At 72.1% G+C, this 19,690-nt stretch carries 17 protein-coding genes; 2 read left to right on the plus strand and 15 right to left on the minus strand.

The features are described 5' to 3' along the window. Window positions 1-7: 7 nt before the first annotated feature. Together glyA and LQK93_RS02955 are read right to left on the minus strand one after the other, a co-directional pair. Window positions 8-1,285, minus strand: a complete 1,278-nt coding sequence (glyA, locus tag LQK93_RS02950; protein WP_374970086.1) for a serine hydroxymethyltransferase — start codon at window positions 1,283-1,285, stop codon at window positions 8-10. Window positions 1,286-1,333: 48 nt separating this feature from the next. Continuing rightward, complete coding sequence (locus LQK93_RS02955) at window positions 1,334-2,116, minus strand: L-threonylcarbamoyladenylate synthase (protein ID WP_374970088.1); 783 nt, start codon at window positions 2,114-2,116, stop codon at window positions 1,334-1,336. A gap of 133 nt (window positions 2,117-2,249) precedes the next feature. On the opposite strand from LQK93_RS02955, the gene LQK93_RS02960 reads away from it, so the two are divergent. Further along, on the plus strand, window positions 2,250-2,573 hold the full coding sequence (locus tag LQK93_RS02960) for a hypothetical protein (RefSeq protein ID WP_374970089.1): 324 nt from the start codon (window positions 2,250-2,252) through the stop codon (window positions 2,571-2,573). A gap of 11 nt (window positions 2,574-2,584) precedes the next feature. Here the strand turns inward: LQK93_RS02960 and prmC are convergent, their stop codons facing one another. From prmC to rpmE, 3 genes are all read right to left on the minus strand, one after another. Further along, window positions 2,585-3,472: a peptide chain release factor N(5)-glutamine methyltransferase gene (gene prmC / locus LQK93_RS02965; protein WP_374970090.1), complete on the minus strand. Its 888-nt coding sequence runs from the start codon at window positions 3,470-3,472 to the stop codon at window positions 2,585-2,587. Beyond that, window positions 3,469-4,557 (minus strand): peptide chain release factor 1, encoded by a 1,089-nt coding sequence (gene prfA / locus LQK93_RS02970; RefSeq protein ID WP_374970091.1) that lies wholly within the window; start codon window positions 4,555-4,557, stop codon window positions 3,469-3,471. Before prfA ends, prmC begins: the two co-directional genes overlap by 4 nt. A 97-nt stretch (window positions 4,558-4,654) precedes the next feature. Further along, window positions 4,655-4,870 (minus strand): 50S ribosomal protein L31, encoded by a 216-nt coding sequence (rpmE, locus tag LQK93_RS02975; RefSeq protein ID WP_374970092.1) that lies wholly within the window; start codon window positions 4,868-4,870, stop codon window positions 4,655-4,657. Between the two features lie 255 nt (window positions 4,871-5,125). On the opposite strand from rpmE, the gene LQK93_RS02980 reads away from it, so the two are divergent. Next, window positions 5,126-6,094, plus strand: coding sequence for a hypothetical protein (locus LQK93_RS02980; RefSeq protein WP_374970093.1), 969 nt, complete (start codon window positions 5,126-5,128; stop codon window positions 6,092-6,094). Between the two features lie 11 nt (window positions 6,095-6,105). On the opposite strand, the gene LQK93_RS02985 is transcribed toward LQK93_RS02980, so the two are convergent. The 10 genes from LQK93_RS02985 to LQK93_RS03030 all read right to left on the minus strand — a co-directional run bounded on the left by LQK93_RS02985 (window position 6,106) and on the right by LQK93_RS03030 (window position 19,532). Then, a complete protein-coding gene (locus LQK93_RS02985; RefSeq protein WP_374970094.1) occupies window positions 6,106-8,199 on the minus strand; it encodes an ATP-binding protein in 2,094 nt (697 codons plus the stop codon). Next, on the minus strand, window positions 8,196-9,644 hold the full coding sequence (locus LQK93_RS02990) for a glycosyltransferase (protein WP_374970095.1): 1,449 nt from the start codon (window positions 9,642-9,644) through the stop codon (window positions 8,196-8,198). The genes LQK93_RS02985 and LQK93_RS02990 overlap by 4 nt, the downstream gene beginning before the upstream one ends. Next, window positions 9,641-10,729, minus strand: a complete 1,089-nt coding sequence (locus LQK93_RS02995) for a HEAT repeat domain-containing protein (protein ID WP_374970096.1) — start codon at window positions 10,727-10,729, stop codon at window positions 9,641-9,643. Before LQK93_RS02995 ends, LQK93_RS02990 begins: the two co-directional genes overlap by 4 nt. Further along, window positions 10,713-11,114: a response regulator transcription factor gene (locus tag LQK93_RS03000; RefSeq protein WP_374970097.1), complete on the minus strand. Its 402-nt coding sequence runs from the start codon at window positions 11,112-11,114 to the stop codon at window positions 10,713-10,715. The genes LQK93_RS02995 and LQK93_RS03000 overlap by 17 nt, the downstream gene beginning before the upstream one ends. A 134-nt stretch (window positions 11,115-11,248) precedes the next feature. After that, entirely contained in the window at window positions 11,249-13,504 is a 2,256-nt protein-coding gene (gene rho / locus LQK93_RS03005; RefSeq protein WP_374970098.1) for a transcription termination factor Rho, read from the minus strand. A 305-nt stretch (window positions 13,505-13,809) separates the two neighbouring features. Continuing rightward, window positions 13,810-14,817 (minus strand): homoserine kinase, encoded by a 1,008-nt coding sequence (locus LQK93_RS03010; RefSeq protein ID WP_374970099.1) that lies wholly within the window; start codon window positions 14,815-14,817, stop codon window positions 13,810-13,812. Window positions 14,818-14,821: 4 nt separating this feature from the next. Then, window positions 14,822-15,916, minus strand: coding sequence for a threonine synthase (gene thrC / locus LQK93_RS03015; protein ID WP_374970100.1), 1,095 nt, complete (start codon window positions 15,914-15,916; stop codon window positions 14,822-14,824). Continuing rightward, the gene (locus tag LQK93_RS03020; protein WP_374970101.1) at window positions 15,916-17,232 is read right to left on the minus strand and encodes a homoserine dehydrogenase; all 1,317 of its coding nucleotides are present in this window, start codon (window positions 17,230-17,232) and stop codon (window positions 15,916-15,918) included. The genes thrC and LQK93_RS03020 overlap by 1 nt, the downstream gene beginning before the upstream one ends. An 84-nt stretch (window positions 17,233-17,316) precedes the next feature. Further along, entirely contained in the window at window positions 17,317-18,735 is a 1,419-nt protein-coding gene (gene lysA / locus LQK93_RS03025) for a diaminopimelate decarboxylase (RefSeq protein ID WP_374970102.1), read from the minus strand. Between the two features lie 2 nt (window positions 18,736-18,737). Beyond that, window positions 18,738-19,532: a DALR anticodon-binding domain-containing protein gene (locus LQK93_RS03030; RefSeq protein ID WP_374970103.1), complete on the minus strand. Its 795-nt coding sequence runs from the start codon at window positions 19,530-19,532 to the stop codon at window positions 18,738-18,740. Between the last annotated feature and the right edge of the window lie 158 nt (window positions 19,533-19,690).

Consider the following 19,690-nt stretch of genomic DNA (forward strand, 5'->3'; position numbering starts at 1 on the left):
GCGCTGTTCAGCGAGGGTATGCCGGGAAGCGCGTCACGAGGTCGGTGACCTCCGCGCGCACCTGCCTGCTCACCGCGTGCTCGGGGTCGGCGTCGCCCTTGGTGACGGCCTGGTGGATGAGCGAGGCGATCTGCTTCATCTCCTCCAGGCCCATCCCCTGGGTCGTCACCGACGGCGTGCCCACCCGAATGCCGGAGGCGATGTTGGGCTTCTGCGGGTCGAACGGGATGGCGTTCTTGTTGAGGACGATGCCGGCGGCATCGGCCCGCTCCTCGGCCTCCTTGCCGGTGACGCCGACACCCTGCAGGTCGAGCAGCGAGAGGTGGGTGTCGGTGCCGCCCGTGGTCGGACGGATGCCGAGCTCGAGCAGGCTCGCCGCGAGCTGCTGGCTGTTGGCGATGACGTCCTTGGCGTACTGGGCGTACTCGGGGGTGGCGGCCTCCTTGAAGTTGACCGCCTTGGCCGCGATGGTGTGCATCTGCGGACCGCCCTGCATCATCGGGAAGATCGCCTTGTCCATGGCGGCGGCGTGCTCGGCCTTGCACACGAGCGCGCCGGAGCGCGGGCCACGCAGCACCTTGTGCGTCGTGAAGGTCACGACGTCGGCATGCGGCACCGGGGAGGGGATCGCCTTGCCGGCGACGAGCCCGATGAAGTGCGCAGCGTCGACCCAGAGGATGGCGCCGACCTCGTCGGCGATGGCACGGAAGCGCTCGAAGTCGATGAGACGCGGGATGGCGGAGCCGCCGGCGCAGATGACCTTGGGGCGGTGCTCCCTGGCGAGCGCCTCGACCTGGTCGTAGTCGATGTCCTCGGTCTGCTGGTCGACGCCGTAGTGCACGGCGTTGAACCACTTGCCGGAGAAGGAGACCTTCGTGCCGTGGGTCAGGTGGCCGCCCATGGGCAGCGCCATCGCCAGGATCGTGTCGCCGGGCGACATGAAGGCGCCGTAGACGGCCTGGTTGGCGCTGGCGCCGGAGTGGGCCTGCACGTTGGCGTGGTCGGCGCCGAAGAGGGCCTTGGCCCGCTCGATCGCGATCGTCTCGGCCTTGTCGACCTCCGAGCAGCCGCCGTAGTAGCGACGGCCCGGGTAGCCCTCGGCGTACTTGTTGGAGAGCGTCGAGCCCAGGGCCGTCAGCACGGCCGGCGAGCTGATGTTCTCGCTCGCGATGAGCTGCAGGCCGCCGCGGATGCGGTCCAGCTCGGAGAGGAGCACTCCCGCGATGTCCGGGTCGAAGGACTGCAGGGCGCCGAAGTCGGAACCGTAGAACGTGTCGTCAGCCATGAGGAGTCTCCGGGTGGGTCGGGAGTGGGGCGCGAGCGCGGGCCAACTCTATTGGTTCAGGCCGGGGTCGTCCGCCCGCCGCTCGCCGGCGGACGCGTCGACGTCGGTGTCGATGTGGGTCTTGGCGTGGGGGTCGGCCTGCACCGCGACCGGCTCGGCCGGCAGCTCTGCGTCAGGAGCCGGGGCCTCGAGCGGCGGCTCGGGCTCGAGGGCGGCGTCGATGTCGGCCTGCGAGAGGGCACCGAGGCGCAAGGTCACGGGTGTCTCCCCCGTGCAGTCGATGATGGTGGAGGGCAGCCCCTCCCCCGCCGTGCCCCCGTCGAGGTAGACGGCGACGGACTCGCCCAGCATCGCCCTCGCCTCGTCGGCCGTGCGCGCCGCAGGGTCGCCGGTCGTGTTGGCGCTCGTGACGGCCATCGGGCCGATGTCGCCGAGCAGCTCGAGCGTGATCTCGTGGTCGGGCACGCGAAGGGCCACGGTGCCGTTGGTCTCGCCGAGGTCCCAGTGCAGCGACGTCTGCGCCTTGAGCACGAGCGTCAGCGGTCCGGGCCAGAACCTCTCCATGAGCCGCTGGGCGTAGTCGGGCACCTGGGTCGCCAGGCCCTGCGCCGTGCGCGCGGTGGGGATCAGCACGGGCGGCGGCATGTCGCGGCCCCGGCCCTTGGCGGCCAGGACCGAGGCGACGGCGGTGGCGTCGAAGGCGTCGCACCCGATGCCGTAGACGGTGTCGGTCGGGAGGACCACGATCTCGCCCCGTCGGACGGCGGCGGCGGCAGCCGCGATACCTTCGGCTCGACCGGCTGGATCGGTGCAGTCGTAGCGCTCGCTCATCCGCCAGAGCCTACTTGGGTCGGCCGAGAGGCCGTTCGCGGCCCGTTTCAGCCGCACGGGCACGTACAGCGAGCTCACAGGGACAAGCGTTAGGAATCGGGCACGCGCCGCACTGTGAGGAGGAGGAACGTCGATGGGTCCCATCAAGTCGTTGTGGGCCAGTGTGCAGGGGGACCCCGTCTTCATGCGCAAGGTCAACGGCTGGCTCGCCATCTTCTGGATCGTCATGATCCCGGTGTCCATGGTCTTCGGCTGGCTCAACTCCGTGGTCTACGTCTCCGCGCTCTCGCTCTGGGCGCTCGTCTCCGGCCACTGGTCCGCGTGGCAGGCAGCCAGGGTCGAGGTCAAGCAGGAGGAGGAGACCCAGCAGGCGCGCGCCCAGGACGTGCCGGAGCAGGTCGTCGACCTGCTCATCCGCAAGACCGACGTCGGGCCGGACACCGCCGTCACGTCGTGACCTGGCCCGGGCTACCTGCGGGCCCGACGGGCCGCCGTCACGCGCGCCCGACCGGAGAGGTCGGCGTGGTCGACGACGTCGGACCAGTCCCCGCTCGCCACGAGCCGGCGCGGCAGGCTCTCGCCCTGCGAGTCCGCGTGCTCGACGAGGACCAGGCCGCCGGGGGCCAGCAGCCGGGCAGCCACTGCGGCGACGGCCAGCGGGATCGCCAGCCCGTCCTCGCTGCCGCCGTAGAGCGCGACCTCCGGGTCGTGGTCGCGCACCTCCGGATCCAGGGGCACGGCGCCGACCGGGATGTACGGCGGGTTGACGGTCACGACGTCCACCCGGCCGGTCCAGTCCTGGAAGCAGGGCCGCGTGGCGTCGCCCTGCACGAGGTCGACCTCGAGGCCGAGGCGGTCGCGGTTGGCGACGGCCCAGGCGTAGGCGTCGGGTGAGAGCTCGAGGCCGCGGACCTCGGCGGCCGGCCGCTCGCCCTTGACGGAGAGCGCGATCGCGCCGGATCCCGAGCACAGGTCGACGACCCGCACGCGGTCGCCGGGGCGTGCGGCCGCCACGCGGTCCACCTCGGCGAGTGCCAGGTCCACGAGTACCTCCGTCTCGGGGCGGGGGACGAAGACCCCCGGACCCACCGACAGGGTCAGCCGCCGGAAGTGGGCCCGCCCGGTGAGGTGCTGCAGCGGCACCCGGCTGGCGCGCTCGTCGACGAGGGCGGCATACGCGTCCGGGAGCGTGCGGCCGCCGAGCACCATGAGGCGGCGGACCTCGGAGGCGTCCACGCCGAGGACGTGGGCGGCGAGCTCGACGGCGTCGACGTCGGCCGAGGCCACACCTGCCTCGCGCAGCCGAGCGGCGGCGGCGCGCACCTCGTCGCGGAGGCCGGTCACGCGCTCGGTCATCCCCTCGACCCGTCGTCGGCGAGAGCCGCGAGCTTGGCCGCCTCGTCGGCATCGAGGGCCGACTGCACGACAGGGTCGAGGTCGCCGTCGAGCACGGCGTCGAGGTTGTAGGACTTGTAGCCGGTGCGGTGGTCGGAGATGCGGTTCTCCGGGAAGTTGTAGGTGCGGATGCGCTCGGAACGGTCGACGGTGCGCACCTGCGACCGGCGCGCGGCGCTCGCCTCGGCGTCGGCCTCGTCCTGGGCCTGTTGGTGCAGCCGGGCCCGGAGGACGCGCATCGCGGCCTCCTTGTTCTGCAGCTGCGACTTCTCGTTCTGGCACGAGACGACGAGACCGGTCGGCAGGTGGGTGATGCGCACGGCGGAGTCGGTCGTGTTGACGCTCTGTCCCCCGGGGCCGCTGCTCCGGTAGACGTCGATGCGAAGGTCGTTGGGGTCGATCTTCACCTCGACCTCCTCGGCCTCGGGCATCACGAGGACGCCCGCGGCCGAGGTGTGGATGCGGCCCTGGCTCTCCGTGACGGGCACGCGCTGCACGCGGTGCACACCGCCCTCGTACTTGAGCCGCGCCCACGGGCCCTCCCCCAGACCCGGGCTGCCCTTGGCGCGGACGGAGACGCGGACGTCCTTGTAGCCGCCGAGGTCGCTCTCGGTCGCGTCCTCGATGGCGGTGCGCCAGCCGCGCTGCTCGGCGTAGCGGAGGTACATCCGCAGCAGGTCGCCCGCGAAGAGGGCCGACTCGTCGCCGCCCTCGCCCGCCTTGACCTCGAGGATGACGTCGCGGTCGTCGTCCGGGTCGCGGGGCACGAGCATCCGGCGCAGGTGCTCCTCCGCCTCGGCGAGGCGAACCTCGAGGGAGGGCACCTCGGCAGCGAAGGACTCGTCGTCGGCCGCGAGCTCGCGGGCGGTGGTGAGGTCGTCACCGGCCGCCGTCCACTCCCGCGCGGCGGCGACGGTCGGCGCCAGGGCGGCATACCGCTTGTTCAGCGTGCGCACGAGGTCCTGGTCACCGTGGACGGCCGGGTCCGCGAGCTGCTGCTCGAGCTCGGCGTACTCGTCGAGGATCGACTGGACGGATTCGAGCACGGGAGGCCCTTCGGCTCAGGGACGTACGGGAGACGGACGGATACGACGAACGCCGGCCCCCGACGACCGAAGTCGCGGGAGCCGGCGTGCGGGAGACCTACTTGGCGGCCTTCTTGCCGTAACGGGCCTCGAACCGGGCGACGCGGCCACCGGTGTCGAGGATCTTCTGCTTGCCCGTGTAGAACGGGTGGCACTGCGAGCACACGTCGGCGGCGATCTTGCCGGACGTCTCGGTGCTGCGCGTGGTGAACGTGTTGCCACAGGTGCAGGTCACCGTGGTCCCGACGTACTGGGGGTGAAGGTCCTTCTTCAACGTTGTCTCCTTGAGGTGGTCGGCCGGGTCGGTGTCATGGCTGCTCGCGCTGGGGAGCCGCTCTCCCGTGAACCGGTCCGAAGGAAGAGTGTGCCAGAGAGGCGCACCTCCTCCCAAACGCACGGGGTGCGCCCGGCATTCCCCCGCATCGGCTCTCTCCGCGTGCAACGATCCGCCGAGGCAACGGTGTCCCTCCAGGGGACGACGGAGGAGAGCGCAGGACCGCCGGTCACGGGCGAGGACAGGGGGCGGGCCGTGCACAACAGGAGCCGTTGGGTCGTGGCCGCGGCCCTCGTCATGCTGCTCGTGGTCGCCGGCTGCACCCACAGCGCGTGCTCGTTCGACGCGTGTCCGGACGTGCCGCCCACCCGCGCGGGCCGCGTCTCCGGGATGGCGCCCTCGGGCGCGGTGCGGTGGAGCACGTCGATCGCCGACCTGGTCTCCCGCTCACCCACGGTGAGCAACGGCTACGTCGTCCTGGACGGATGCCACTCCACCCACCTCGTGCAGGTCGCGACCGGCGCCGTCACGACCCCGGACGACCTGGCCGGGGTGCTCGGGGTGGTCGCCGGACAGGTCGTGGGGTTCCCGAAGGACGGGCAGGACGACGCCATGCTCGTCGGCGAGCCCATCGCCGGAGGTTCCGGCGGATTCTCGTGGAGCGAGTCCCCCGACGACCGCGACGCGCGGGCCCGTTACCGCTCCTCTGCCGTGCTCACCACCACGTCGGTGCTCGGCGTGCTCGGCCGCACCCTCGCCGTCTGGACCCCCCGCGGCGGCCAGTGGGAGCGGACCGACGTGCAGCTGCCCGTCCGGTCGCAGGCCGGCGAGCGCCTCCTCGTCCTCTACGCCGACCACGTCGTCGTCCCGGGCGACGACGGTTCGGTGCTCGGCGTCGACCTCGCCGGCCGACGCGTCCTGTGGCGCACTCTCGCGCCACGGCTCGACGCCCCGACCTCCCAGCACGTCGAGCTCGACGGCTCGACCGTCTCGGTCGTCACCGGCTTCCACAGCACCGACGCGCCGGCGGTGACGGGTGGTGAGGGGATCGACTACGTCGGATGGCGCCTCGACGCCCGGACCGGGCGCCCGGTCGGGTCACCATCGGCCACCGTCCCCCAGCACCCCCGCGGCGATGAGATCCTCGCAACCGTGCGCGACCCGGCGTCGGGGTGGATCGTGACCCAGCGACTGGAGCACACACCGCGGGGCGGCTGCTTCTGACGCCGCGCGCGTCAGGCGTCGGCAAGCACCCCGACGGGGGCGCGTCGGGCGACCGGGAGGACAACCTGCATCGTGGTCCCCTCCCCCTCGACGGAGGCGATCACCAGCTCGCCGCCGTGCCCCTCGACGATGGCTCGCACGATGGCGAGACCGAGGCCCGTGCCGGGGATCGCGGCCGCCGTCGCGTTGCCGGCCCGGAAGAACCGCTCGGACAGGCGCGAGACGTCGACGGCGGGGATGCCGATACCGGTGTCGTGCACCGAGATGATCGTCGAGTCGCCCGACCGCTCCGCCGAAAGCACGACGCGCCCGCCCTCGGGCGTGAACTTCACGGCGTTGGAGCCCAGGTTGATCAGGGCGCGCTCGAGCTGGCCACGGTCCACCCGCACCAGGAGGTCGTCGGGCACGTCCGTGCAGACCAGGTCCACGCCGCTGTTGGCGGCGACCGGGCCCATGGTCTCGGTCACGGCGTGCAGCAGGTCGCACACGGCGACCTCCTCCGAGACCGCCTGCAGGCCGCTGATCTCGATCTTGTTGAGGACGAGGAGGTCCTCGATGAGGCCGCGCAGGCGGGTGGCGTTGCGGCCGATGATGTCGAGCGCGACGTGCTGGCCGTCGGTGACCTCGCCGAAGTCACCGTCGACGAGCAGCTCGAGGTAGCCGCTGATCGAGGTCAGCGGGGTGCGCAGCTCGTGGCTCACGGTGGCCATGAAGTCCGTCTTCTGCCGGTCCAGCTCGGTGAGCCGGCGCACCTGCTCGTCCTGCATCCGCGAGAGCCGCAGTGCCACGATGGCCTGCGCCGCGATGGCCGCGCACTGCAGCGCCGCCTGGATCTCGTGCCGGTGCCAGCGACGTGGGGCGCCGACCATCATCACCGACAGGATGCCGAGGCCACGACCACCGGTCCCCACCGGCAGCATGAGCAGCGAGCGGGTGCCGGTGGCGCGGTGGAAGGCGCGCACGCGCTCGTCGTCGTAGATGTCGCGGGCCAGCAGGTCGGGCATGTGGAAGAAGCCGACGTCGCGCCGCAGCTCGTCGTTGACGACGCCTACCTGCTGCGAGAGGGACCGCGGCAGCGGCGGGAGGTCGGGCAGGTCGACGGTGTGCCACTGGAGGCGGTCCTCGATCGTCTCGCCGTCGTCGGCCAGGGTGTAGAGCAGCACCCGGTCGGCCCCGAGACCCGCCCCGAGCCTGGTGGTGACCAGCCGCAGCGCCTCTGGGACGTCGCCGGCCGATCGCACGCCCCGGCCGACGTCGAGGACCAGCTCCTGCATCTCCAGCACCGCGGCCTGCTGGTCGACGAGGCGCGCGTTGGCCCTGGTCAGGTCGTTGAAGTCGCGGGCCAGCATCCGCACCTCGAGGGCGCCCTCCTCCTGGTTGGCCATGGCGATGACGTCCTCCTCGACCTGCAGGCGCACGACCTCGCGCAGCCGGGCCAGCGGCCGCCCGACAGCCCGGTGCATCCCGAAGCCGGCCGCGACCAGCACGAGCACCACGGCGATGTCGACGGCGACGATGACGCCCGAGGTCACGGCCGTGGCCTCCCGCGACTCGACCCGGGCGACGTCGCGCTGCGCCTGGATCGCCGAGCCGAGCGCCGAGTTCACCGTGCGGAAGGAGGCGTATGCGTTCGCCGCGTCCGCCCGGGCCGAACCTGCCGCGGGCCCGCCGGGAGACAGGCCCTGCAGCGATCGCCGTGCGGCCGCGAACCAGCCGTCCACCGTCGCACGCTGCTGCGCGACGAGCCCTCGGTAGCGGGCGCGGTCGCTGGAGGCGAGCTCGGGGCTGTCCACGCCCCGGTAAAGGGCATCGAGCTGCGCCTCGACGGACCGCTGCAGGGCCAGCGGGTCGGCATCTGGACGGGCACCCGCGGCTGCCTGGCTCCAGGCGGCCTCGGACCGGGTCATGTCGAGAAGGATCCCGCCGTTCGCCTCGCGAGCCGGGCCGAGCGCCAGCGTCAGGGCCCGCACGGCCGAGCCCTGGGCGTGGATCGTGGCGACCGACACGATCGCCGCGGCGGGGACGAGGACGAGGAGAATGCCGATGAGCAGGCGGATCTGGCTCCCGACCGAACGTCTCGACAGGGCCGGCAGCCCGGTCGTCATGCCGGGTCCTCGTCGAAGCCGGTGCGGGTCATGACGCCCCAGACGTGCCTCCGGCCCCGCAGGCTCGCCCACCAACCCTCCAGGCGCCACCACACGGTGGCCTGCCGGTAGCCGATGTTCTCGAACACCGACGCGGCGATCGTCTGCCAGATCGCCCGCCAGCGGTCGTGCTTGTGGAAGGCCCACTCATCGACCACCATCGCCAAGAGCGTGACGAGGACGGCATACCCGTAGGCGAGCACGAGGAAGAGGACGGCGAACGGCACGTTGACGACTCCGAGCAGCAGGGCGAGCGGGACGATCACGATGCCGAAGAGCTCCAGCAGCGGCGCGACGAGCTCGAAGAGCCAGTAGTAGGGCAGGGCCAGCCACCCGATGCGGCCGTACCTCGGGCGGAAGAGCATCGAACGGTAGGCCCAGAGCGTCTCCCACAGGCCCCGGTGCCAGCGGCGCCGCTGGTTGCGCAGCACCTTGACGGTGACCGGCACCTCCGTCCACGAGACAGGCTCGGGCACGAACTCGATGCGGTAGTCGCGCCCCTCGTCGCGCAGGCGCTTGTGGATGCGCATGACCAGCTCGAAGTCCTCGCCGATGGTCCCCGGCTCGAGGCCACCCACCTCGACGACGACATCGCGCCTGAAGAGGCCGAACGCGCCGCTGATGAGGATGAGGCCGCCGAGCCTGGACCACCCGGTGCGACCGAGGAGGAACGCCCGGAGGTACTCGACGAGCTGGATGCGTGGGAGCCAGGTCTGGGGCATGTCAACGCGCACGATGCGGCCGGAGACGACGCGGCTGCCGTTGACCGGGCGGATCGCGCCCCCGGTCGCCACCATCCGCGTCGGGTCGTCGGCGAAGGGACGCGTGACGTGTAGCAGCCCATCGGGCTCGAGGATGGAGTCGCCGTCGAGCATGGCAACGAGCGGCTCGTTCGCCGCATTCACACCGAGGTTGAGCGCCTCGGTCTTGCCCGAGTTCTCCTTGCGCACCACGAGCAGGCGCGTGCGGCCGTCGCGGGGCACGAAGACGCCGAGAACACGAGCCCGGACGGGGATCTCCTGCGGCAGCTCCCGGGGCAGCGGAACGAGGTCGAACGCCTCCTCGAGCCGCGCGAAGGTCTCGTCGGTGCTGCCGTCGTCGATGACGACCACCTCGTGCCTCGGATAGCGCAACGTCAGGAACGACTTGACCGCCGTGACGATGCCCGCTTCCTCGTTGTAGGCCGGCACGAGGAGGGAGACCCCGGGAGCCAGCCCCGCTCCCTGCCACGACAGCGCGGTGGCGCGCCGGCGGTCCTGGGCCCGGAACTCGAGGTAGGCGAGCACGACGAGGACCAGCAGCGAGGTGTTGATGAGGACGAAGTAGATGAGTATCGGCACGCTCGCGACGTCCATCACCCACACGACGCCCGCACGCAGCCCCGAGACGAAGCCTTCCCAGCTCATGCCGACGCCCTCTGCAGGCTCGCCACCAGGCGGGCGGAGCGGACGGCGGGCCCGTCCTCGTGGACAACGAGCGCTTCGCGGCCACGAGGGCCGAGGCCGAGCAAGGCGGTCGCCGCCAGCTCGGCCAGGCGGGGATCCGGGTCGACGAGCAGACCGGCCAGGGCGGGCACCGCCGCCGGGTCACCGAGCTCGCGCAGCGCGTTGGCGCACGCGCGGCGGAGGGAGAGCGGCTCGTCCTGCCCCGTGTGCCTGGCCAGCACCTTCACGTCCTCGGCGCGACCGAGGCGACCGATGGCCGCGGCGCAGGTCTCGCGAACCGTAACGTCGGTGTCGTGGTCGAGAAGGTGGCGCAGGTCCGGCAGCCCGCGGGTGAAGCTGCGCTCACCGCTGAGGTGTGCGGCCACCATCCGGGTGCGTGGGTGCTCGTCATGGAGTCCGCCCCGTAGCACCTCGGAGATGCCGACACCCATGGACTGCAGGGTTTCTGCTGCGGTCGCCGCCGGAAGCCCACGCTCCGGATGGCCGATCGCCGAGAGAACCGGGCCGGCAGCGGCGGCATCACCGATCAGGCCCAGGGCATAGGCCGCGCTGTTGCGCACCTCGACCGCTTCGTCGTCCAGGGCTCGCACGAGCAGGGGCACGGTGTCGCCAGCGCGAGCAAGGCCCAGCACCTGGGCTGCCCTGGCCCTTCGCACGGTCGAGCGGCTCGTCAGCTCCTTGGCCGCCGCCTGGACCGCGCCGTGCTTCTCCAGAACCCCCACGAGCTGCTCGGCGGGGACGCCGCGAATCTTGGTCAGCAGCCCGACGATGGTGCGGTCGAGCACCGTGCGAGACTCGCCCGTGGCCCGCCTCAGCGTGTGCACCGCCGTGCCGTCGTCGTCCTCGCCCGAGGCGACCGTGATGAGTGGCGGGCGCAGCGGTGACAGCAGCCTTTCGTCCCGGCGCTGGCGGCGGTGACGACGTGCGCGAACCGCGACGACGAGCAGGACGAGCAGGAGGCATGCGCCCAGAACCGCGACGGTCGCGCCGACGACCAGCGCTCCCCCGGTGACCACGACGGCCGGCCGCTCAGCGGGCCCGGGCAAGCATGCCGTTGACGCGATGCAGCAGCTCGCGAGGACTGAACGGCTTGATGACGTAGTCGTCGGCGCCGACGGCGAAGCCGGTGTCGACGTCGGAGTCGCGCGACTTCGCGCTGAGGAGGAGGACGGGCACCGACGCGTTGTCGCTCTCGCGGATCTTGCGGAGCACGTCGATGCCGGACAGCCCCGGCATCATCACGTCGAGCACGGCGAGCTGGGGCGGGTTGGCGACGAAGGCCTCCCACGCGCTGATGCCGTCGGGAACGGCCTCGACGGCATACCCGGCCTGGGTCAGCTTGAACTCGACGAGGTCGCGGATGTCGGCGTCGTCGTCGGCCACGAGGACACGGACGGGGCTGGCATCGGGGTCGCCGGCAGGCGCAGACATGGCACTCCATGGTGACGTTCGGGTATCGGACCTCATTTTAGGAACAAAACACCCGAATGGGCCACCGAACGCCGAAGGGGAGCAGTGTCGTGAGACACCACTCCCCTCCCGGCGCCGTTGGCGCGAGCGGTTCGTCAGGATGCGTCGTCGAGCTTCGACCCGCTCGTCTGCTGCACCTGCGTGAGGAACTCGTAGTTCGTCCGCGTCTTCTTGAGTCGGTCGATGAGCAGCTCGATGGCCTGCTGCGGGTCGAGTGCGGCGAGCACCCGGCGCAGCTTCCACATGATCTTCAGCTCCTCGCTGGCGAGGAGGATCTCCTCGCGGCGCGTGCCGGACGCGTTGATGTCGACCGCCGGGAAGATTCGCCGGTTGGCCAGCTCCCGGTTGAGGCGCAGCTCCATGTTGCCGGTGCCCTTGAACTCCTCGAAGATCACCTCGTCCATCTTCGAGCCGGTCTCGACGAGCGCCGTCGCGAGGATGGTCAGGGAGCCGCCGTTCTCGATGTTGCGCGCTGCCCCGAAGAACTTCTTCGGCGGGTAGAGCGCCGCGGAGTCGACACCACCCGAGAGGATGCGGCCGCTCGCCGGCGCGGCGAGGTTGTACGCACGCCCGAGCTTGGTGATGGAGTCCAGCAGCACGACGACGTCGTGGCCGAGCTCGACGAGACGCTTGGCCCGCTCGATGGCGAGCTCGGCGACCGTCGTGTGGTCCTCGGCAGGCCGGTCGAAGGTCGAGGAGATGACCTCGCCCTTGACGGCGCGCTGCATGTCGGTGACCTCCTCCGGACGCTCGTCGACCAGAACGACCATGAGGTGGCACTCGGGGTTGTTCGTGGTGATGGCGTTGGCGATCGTCTGCATGATCATCGTCTTGCCGGCCTTCGCCGGGGCGACGATGAGCCCGCGCTGGCCCTTGCCGATCGGAGCGATGAGGTCGATGATCCGCGTCGTGAGGATGTGCGGCTCGGTCTCGAGGCGCAGCCGCTGCTGCGGGTAGAGCGGCGTCAGCTTGCCGAACTCGACCCGCTTGGCGGCTTCCTCGGGCGACTGGCCGTTGACCGTGTCGAGCCGGACCAGCGCGTTGAACTTCTGGCGACCGACATTGCCCGACGGCTGCTCGCCCTCGCGCAGCGCCTTGACGGCACCGGTCACCGCGTCACCCTTGCGGAGCCCGTGCTTCTTGACCATGCCGAGCGGCACGTAGACGTCGCTCGAGCCGGGCAGGTAGCCGGAGGTGCGCACGAACGCATAGTTCTCCAGGACGTCGAGGATGCCGCCCACGGGCACGAGCACGTCGTCGTCGCCGACGTGCACGTCCGTGTCGGCCCAGTCCTGGCCGCCCTCGCGGCCGCGACCACGCTTGCGGTCCCGGCTGCGCTGGCGGTTGCGGCTGCGACGGCTGCCGCCGCGGTCATCGTCGTCGTAGCCCGACTGCTGGCCACGGTTGTGGTCGTGCGCCTCGTCCTGCTGGCGGTCGTTGCGGTCGTGCTGCTGGCGGTCGTTCGGCTGGCGGTCCTGACGCGGGGAACGGTCCTCGCGGTCGCCCTGCCGGTCCGCTCGACTGCCCTGCTGGCGGTCGCCGCGGTCGTTCTGCTGGCGGTCGCCGCGCTCGGCGCGGTCGCCCTGCCGGCGGTCGCCACGGTCACTCTGCTGGCGGTCGCCACGGTCACTCTGCTGGCGGTCGCCACGCTCACTCAGCTGGCGGTCGCCGCGGTCGGCTCGGTCGCCCTGCTGGCGGTCCTCACGCGGCTCGAGGCTCTCGCGCACGGCTCGCTCAGCTCGCTCGGCACGGTCGTTCCGGGCACCGCGGTCGTTGCGTTCGTCACGGCCGCTATGGTCGTTGCCCTCGCCCTCGCCCCGGTCACCGCGCTCGACGCGATCCCGGCGCTCGGTCCGGGTGGCGCGCTCGCGCGACGCGCCCGCGTCGGAGCCCTCGGCCGTGCCCTCGGGAGCCTCGCTCGACAGCTCGGCGGTGGGCGTCGCCGCAGCCGCCCCGGTGGGCGCCTCGGCCGCAGCCGCGGAGCCCGCGGGACGGCTGACGCGGCGCGATGCCCGCGCCCGGGCGGGCGCAGCGTCCGCAGCGGCAGTGGTGCTCGGCGCCGGGTCGGCGGGGGCGGACTCGACGGACTCGGCGGGCGCTGAGGCCGGCGCCGCGACGGAGGCAGTGCCGGACGTCGCGGCGGAGGTCGTCGCGGGTGTTGTCGCGGGGTTTGTCGCGGAGGTGGCGGGTGCGGACGAGCCGCCCGACTGACGGGCCTTGATCGCCTCGACGAGGTCGCTCTTGCGCATCTTGGTCGTCCCGGTGATCCCCATTGACGACGCGACGCCCTTGAGCTCGTCCAGCTTCATGGCCGAGAGGCCAGAGAGTGGACGGGTGGTTGTTTCTGACACGAAGGATCCTTCCCCCTCGTTTGCGACCCGGGAGATTCCAGCGGGCCGGACCTGGACCAGGTGACCTGGCCGTCTGAGAGTCCACTTCGGCGCAGAACGCGCCCAGAGGCAGGTGAAGTCGCCTCAGTGTGGGGGTGGCGCACCAGGCCTGCGATGGAGCGGCATGAGGTGCGTGGCCAGAATAACACCCGGGTGCTGCCGGTCGTGCCGAACGACGCCCCCAAGTCGTGCAGGCCTTCCCGAGCGGACCGCCGGCCCCGGCTCAACGCGCTCGCACCAGCGGGCGCGCACGAGGGTGCGTGGGGTCAGCAGGCCCGAACGGTGGCGCCGGTCGTGGGCACCCCGGGGGTCAGCCGCTTCCACTCTCCGGCGAGCCGGCCGGCCTGCACTGCCGCTGCCGTCCCGCGCGTCGCCAGGACCAGCACGCTGGGGCCTGCCCCCGAGACGACGGCGGCGTGTCCCTGTGACCGCAGCAGGTCGATCAGCGCCATCGTCCCCGGGTAGGAGGAGCGCCGCGGCTCCTGGTGCAGCCAGTCGCGGGTGGCCGCGTGGAGGTGGCAGGGATCTGCGGTCAGCGCGTGGACGAGCAGGGCGGCGCGGCCCGCGTTCGCGGCGGCGGCGGCGAGGGGCACCGCCGCGGGCAGGACGGCCCGGGCCGTGCGGGTGGCGAGCTGCGCGTCGGGAACGAAGACGACCACGTCCACGTCAGGGTGCAGCTCGATGCGCGCCGTCACGGTGCGATCGCCCCGGTCGAGCCCGCTGCCGTCGGGCATCCAGCTGACCGTCAGCCCACCGACGACGCTCGCAGACGCGTTGTCCGGGTGACCCTCGAGCTGGCTCGACAGGTGCACCGCCAGCGCCTGGTCGAAGGGCACGGGCTGCCCGGGGGTCGGCCAGACGGCATACGCCGGCTCGTCGCCGTGACCACCGACACCGCCGACACCGCCGACCCCGAGCGAAAGAGCCTGCGCCGCAATGACGCCCGCAACGATCGCCGTGGCAGAGGAGCCGAGGCCGCGCCCGTGCGGCACCCCGTTGGCGGCTTCGATGTGCAGGCCGGCCGGCGGCTCGACTCCCAGGACGCCCCAGGTGTGCCGCATGCTCGCATGGACGAGATGGCGCTCGTCGGTGGGGACGTCCGCGGCACCCGCACCGCTGACCGCGATGGACAGCCCCTCGGCGGCCGAGGTCGTGACGACGTAGCGGTCCCACAGCCCGAGGGCCAGGCCGATGGAGTCGAAACCGGGCCCGAGGTTGGCGCTGCTCGCCGGCACGCGGACCTCGACGGAGCGGCCCGCAGGCACGCGCTCCACCCGGTCAGCCCTCCAGACCGAGCGCCGAGGCCGCGGAGTAGGCGTCGACCGACACCCGGGTGGGGACGACCTCGCCCCCGTCGGCCGTGCGCAGTGCCCACTGCGGGTCCTTGAGGCCGTGGCCCGTCACGGTGCAGACGATCCGGGCACCGGGTGGCACGAGGCCTGCCTCGTGGCTCGCGAGCAGGCCGGCCACCGACGCTGCGGACCCGGGCTCGACGAACACCCCTTCCTGCGACGAGAGGTAGCGGTGGGCCTCGAGGATCTGCTCGTCGGTGACGGCCTCGATGCGGCCGCCGGACTCGTCGCGTGCGACCAGGGCCTGCTCCCACGAGGCGGGGTTGCCGATGCGGATCGCCGTGGCGATGGTCTCGGGGTGGTCGACCGGGTGGCCGAGCACGATCGGGGCCGCACCAGCCGCCTGGAAGCCCCACATCTGCGGCAGGTGGGTGGCGGGGCCGGCCATGGCATCGGTGACCGGGTCGGCGAGGTACTCGCGGTAGCCGCGCCAGTACGCCGTGATGTTGCCGGCGTTGCCCACGGGCAGGCAGTGGATCTCGGGCGCGTCGCCGAGCGCGTCGACGACCTCGAAGCTCGCCGTCTTCTGGCCTTCGATGCGGGCCGGGTTGACCGAGTTGACGAGCTCGACCGGGTAGGCCTCGGCCAGCTTGCGCGCGAGCGTCAGGCAGTCGTCGAAGTTGCCGTCCACCTGCAGCAGGGTCGCGCCGTGGGCGATCGCCTGACTGAGCTTGCCCATCGCGATCTTGCCGTCGGGGACCAGCACCCCGCACGTCATGCCGGCCTTCGTGGCGTATGCCGCCGCCGACGCACTCGTGTTGCCCGTGCTCGCGCAGATGACCGCCTTCGCGCCCTTCCGGGCCGCCACGCTGATCGCGGTCGTCATGCCGCGGTCCTTGAAGGAGCCGGTGGGGTTGAGCCCTTCGTACTTGAGGTGGACCTCGGCGCCGACGCGCGCGGAGAGCTTCTCGGCGTGGATGAGCGGGGTGCCGCCCTCGTGGAGGGTGACGACAGGCGCACCCTCGAGCATCGGGAGACGGTCGGCGTACTCGCGGATCACTCCGCGCCACTGGTGGGCCATCACGAACCTTCCACGCGCATGACTGAGTTGACGCCCCGCACGACGTCGAGCGTGCGCAGGCGCTCGACGGTGGACGACAGGGCCGCGTCGCTCGCGGTGTGCGTGACGATGATGAGGTTGGCACGGGCGGACCGCCCGTCGGCGGCGGGGACCAGCTGCTGGCGCACCGTCTCGATGGACACGTCATGGTCGGCGAAGACGGCGGCCACCTGGGCCAGCACGCCCGAGCGGTCCTCGACGTCGAGGCTGATGTGGTACCTCGTCTGGGCGTCGCCCATCGGCAGGACCGGCAGGTCGGCATAGCTCGACTCCCCCGGGCCGAGACCGCCGCCGACGCGGTGGCGGGCCACGGCAACGAGGTCGCCCAGCACGGCGGAGGCGGTGGGGTCGCCCCCGGCGCCCTTGCCGTAGAACATCAGCTCGCCGGCGGCGTCGGCCTCCACGAAGACCGCGTTGAAGGCCTCGCGCACCCCCGCCAGCGGGTGGGTGCGCGGGATCATCGCGGGGTGGACGCGGACGCCGACGCCCTTGTCGCTGCGTTCGCAGATGGCGAGCAGCTTGACGACGCAGTCCATCTCGCGAGCGGCCGAGACGTCGGCGGCGGAGACCTCGGTGATGCCCTCGCGGTAGACGTCGGCACCGGAGACCCGGGTGTGGAACGCCAGCGAGGCGAGGATCGCCGCCTTGGCCGCCGCGTCGAAGCCCTCCACGTCGGCCGTGGGGTCGGCCTCCGCGTAGCCGAGGGCCTGGGCCTGCTCGACGGCGTCGTCGAACCCGGCGCCGGTCGTGTCCATCTTGTCGAGGACGTAGTTGGTGGTCCCGTTGACGATGCCGAGCACCCGGCGCACCTCGTCGCCGGCGAGCGACTCGCGCAGCGGGCGCAGCAGCGGGATGGCGCCGGCGACGGCGGCCTCGAAGTAGAGGTCGACTCCGTGCTGCGCGGCCGCCGCGTAGAGAGCCGGGCCGTCCTCCGCGAGCAGCGCCTTGTTGGCGGTGACGACGGACGCGCCGTGCTCCATGGCGCGCAGGATCAGTGAGCGGGCGGGCTCGATGCCACCGATGACCTCGACCACGACGTCCGCACGCGTCACCAGCTCCTCGGCGTCCGTCGTGAACAGGGACGGATCGACTCCGAGGGCGGCGCGGTCGCGACCACGGCGTCGCACGGCGATGCCGACGATCTCGAGGGGAGCACCCACCCGCGCTGCCATGTCGTCCGCGTGCTCGGTCAGCAGACGGGCGACGGCCCCACCCACGACACCCGCACCGAGCAGGGCGACGCGCAACGGCTTGGCTTCACTCACAGCGCTGTCCACGCTGCGAATCCTGCCGCTTGTCCGAGTGCTGGACGCCGTTGTTTCGCGATCCGGACATCGGCGCAGCAGGATCTGCGGCTCGCATCAGACGTCGAGGGCGAGCAGGTCGTCGATGGTCTCGCGCCGCACGATGACCCGCGCGACGCCGTCACGGACGGCGACGACGGGCGGCCGCGGCGTGTGGTTGTACTGGCTCGACAGCGAGCGGCAGTAGGCGCCGGTCCCCGGGACGGCCAGGAGGTCGCCCGGGCCGACATCCGCGGGGAGGAACTCGTCCTTGACGACGATGTCGCCGCTCTCGCAGTGCCTGCCCACGACGCGGGCCAGCGCGGGCTCGGCGTCGGACGCCCGGCTCGCGAGCGTGCAGGAGTAGTTGGCGTCGTAGAGGGCAGTGCGGACGTTGTCGCTCATGCCACCGTCCACCGACACGTAGACGCGCTGGGCTCCGCCGTCGAGGTCGACCGGCTTGACGGTGCCCACCTCGTAGAGCGTGAAGGTCGTCGGGCCGGCGATGGCGCGCCCCGGCTCGATGGAGATGCGCGGCACGGCCACCTGGTCCGCGCGGCACTCGCGCTCGATGATCTCGGCCATGCCCGCCGCGAGGGTCCTGGGGGGCAACGGGTCGTGCTCGGTCGTGTAGGCGATGCCGAAGCCGCCGCCGAGGTCGAGCTCGGGCAGCTCGACACCGAGCTCGCGGGCGATCCGCGTGTGCAGACCGATGATGCGCCGAGCCGACACCTCGAAGCCCGCGGTGTCGAAGATCTGGGAGCCGATGTGGCTGTGCAACCCCAGCAGGTGCAGGGTCTCGGGCTCGTCGAGGATGCGGCGCGCCGCCTCGAAGGCGTGTCCGCCGGAGAGTGAGAGCCCGAACTTCTGGTCCTCGTGGGCGGTCGCGATGAACTCGTGCGTGTGCGCCTCGACGCCCACCGTCACCCGGACGAGGACGGGAGCGACGACACCGAGCTCGGCCGCGACGGCGGCGACCCGGTCGATCTCCTCCAGCGAGTCGACGACGATCCGGCCCACGCCGTAGTCGAGGGCGTCACGGATCTCGGCGACGGACTTGTTGTTGCCGTGGAAGCCGATCCGCTCCCCCGGCACGCCTGCCCGCTTGGCGACGGCGAGCTCGCCGCCGGTGCACACGTCGAGGTGCAGCCCTTCGTCGCGGACCCAACGGGCGACCTCGGTGCAGAGGAAGGCCTTGCCGGCGTAGTACACGTCGGCGCCACCCGAGAGACCGCCGAACACCTCGGCGTACGTCTGCTTGAAAGCCCTGGCGCGGGAGCGGAAGTCGTCCTCGTCGAGCACGTATGCCGGTGTGCCGAACTCGCGCGCGAGCTCGGTGACGCTCACCCCTCCGACGCTGAGGACGCCGTCGGGCTCCCGGTCCACCGAGGAGGCCCAGAGGGACGGGACGAGGGCGTTGACGTCGACGGGCGTCTGGAGCCACGCGGGGCCGCGGTAACCCTCGGCGTGCAGGGCTCCGGCTTCGTGTGCTCGCATGGCTACATCCTCTCCGGCGCTGCAGCGCCCAGACGCGACAGTCCATTGCGCAAGACGAGGCGGACCGAGTCGGCGAGCAGGAGGCGCGCACCGTGCACGGGCTGCGGCCGGGAGCCGACGAGCTCCGGCCGGACGGGGTGGTCCCAGGCGTCGGCGAGCGCGCCGAGGTCGCTGACCGCCCGCTGCTGCTGGACGGGGTCGCCGGTGTGGGTCTCGAGGCGCTGCGGGAGGTCCGCGAGGGCGACGAGGAGCTGGCGCTCGGGGCCGTGGCTGAGCTCGGCGAGACGGGCGGAGGCGCGGCGCTCGACACCGACCGCCTCTGCGTTGCGCACGATCCGGCACAGGCGAGCGTGGGCCAGCTGTGCGGCGCGGAGCGGGTCTTCAGGGCCCCGGCTGCCGGGAGCCTCGACCAGCTCGCGGTACCGCTCACCCGGCGGGAACGCGTAGTGGTCCCGCTCCTCGAGCACGAGGGTGATGATGTCGGAGCGGGCCTCGTCCTCCAGCGTCAGGGAGATGAGGCCGTTGGGCGCCACCTCGACTGCCGCCACCGGCTTCTGCAGGGTGAGGCCCTTCGCGAGGACCCGGGCGAGGTCCCGGGGCTCCAGGCCGAGCTGCGGTGACCACCGCTGGGCGACGGGAGTGACCCAGTCGGCGACGACACCGGCGACCCGTGGGTCGGTGGGGCGGAAGATCGGCCCACGAGGCGGCCCCGCCTGCGCCGCCCCGGGAAGCTCACCGGCTGCCGCTGCCTGCGCCACCACCTCCTCGAGGAGGGCGCGCAGCTGCTCCGGGGTCATGCGGCGAGTCTACGAGCCGCCCTCGCGACCGTTTCGTGGAGATGCTCCGGGGTCCGGTGCCCGAGATCTCCACGGATCTCCCTGAGCCGATCTCCGCACGGATCTCCACGGATCCCCACGACGGCAGGGTGATTGAGCGTTCGTCGCGCTGTGCTGCT

It is taken from the genome of Terrabacter sp. BE26, from assembly GCF_041941675.1.
Classification (GTDB): Bacteria; Actinomycetota; Actinomycetes; order Actinomycetales; family Dermatophilaceae; genus Terrabacter.

Bases quoted from the DNA above. Each gene is read 5' to 3' on its own strand.
- LQK93_RS03030 (WP_374970103.1), bottom strand. From the start codon at position 19,532: ATGACCCCGGAGCAGCTGCGCGCCCTCCTCGAGGAGGTGGTGGCGCAG.
- LQK93_RS02990 (WP_374970095.1), bottom strand. From the start codon at position 9,644: ATGAGCTGGGAAGGCTTCGTCTCGGGGCTGCGTGCGGGCGTCGTGTGG.
- lysA (WP_374970102.1), bottom strand. From the start codon at position 18,735: ATGCGAGCACACGAAGCCGGAGCCCTGCACGCCGAGGGTTACCGCGGC.
- LQK93_RS02960 (WP_374970089.1), top strand. From the start codon at position 2,250: ATGGGTCCCATCAAGTCGTTGTGGGCCAGTGTGCAGGGGGACCCCGTC.
- prmC (WP_374970090.1), bottom strand. From the start codon at position 3,472: ATGACCGAGCGCGTGACCGGCCTCCGCGACGAGGTGCGCGCCGCCGCC.
- LQK93_RS02955 (WP_374970088.1), bottom strand. From the start codon at position 2,116: ATGAGCGAGCGCTACGACTGCACCGATCCAGCCGGTCGAGCCGAAGGT.
- glyA (WP_374970086.1), bottom strand. From the start codon at position 1,285: ATGGCTGACGACACGTTCTACGGTTCCGACTTCGGCGCCCTGCAGTCC.
- thrC (WP_374970100.1), bottom strand. From the start codon at position 15,916: ATGGCCCACCAGTGGCGCGGAGTGATCCGCGAGTACGCCGACCGTCTC.
- LQK93_RS03000 (WP_374970097.1), bottom strand. From the start codon at position 11,114: ATGTCTGCGCCTGCCGGCGACCCCGATGCCAGCCCCGTCCGTGTCCTC.
- LQK93_RS02985 (WP_374970094.1), bottom strand. From the start codon at position 8,199: ATGACGACCGGGCTGCCGGCCCTGTCGAGACGTTCGGTCGGGAGCCAG.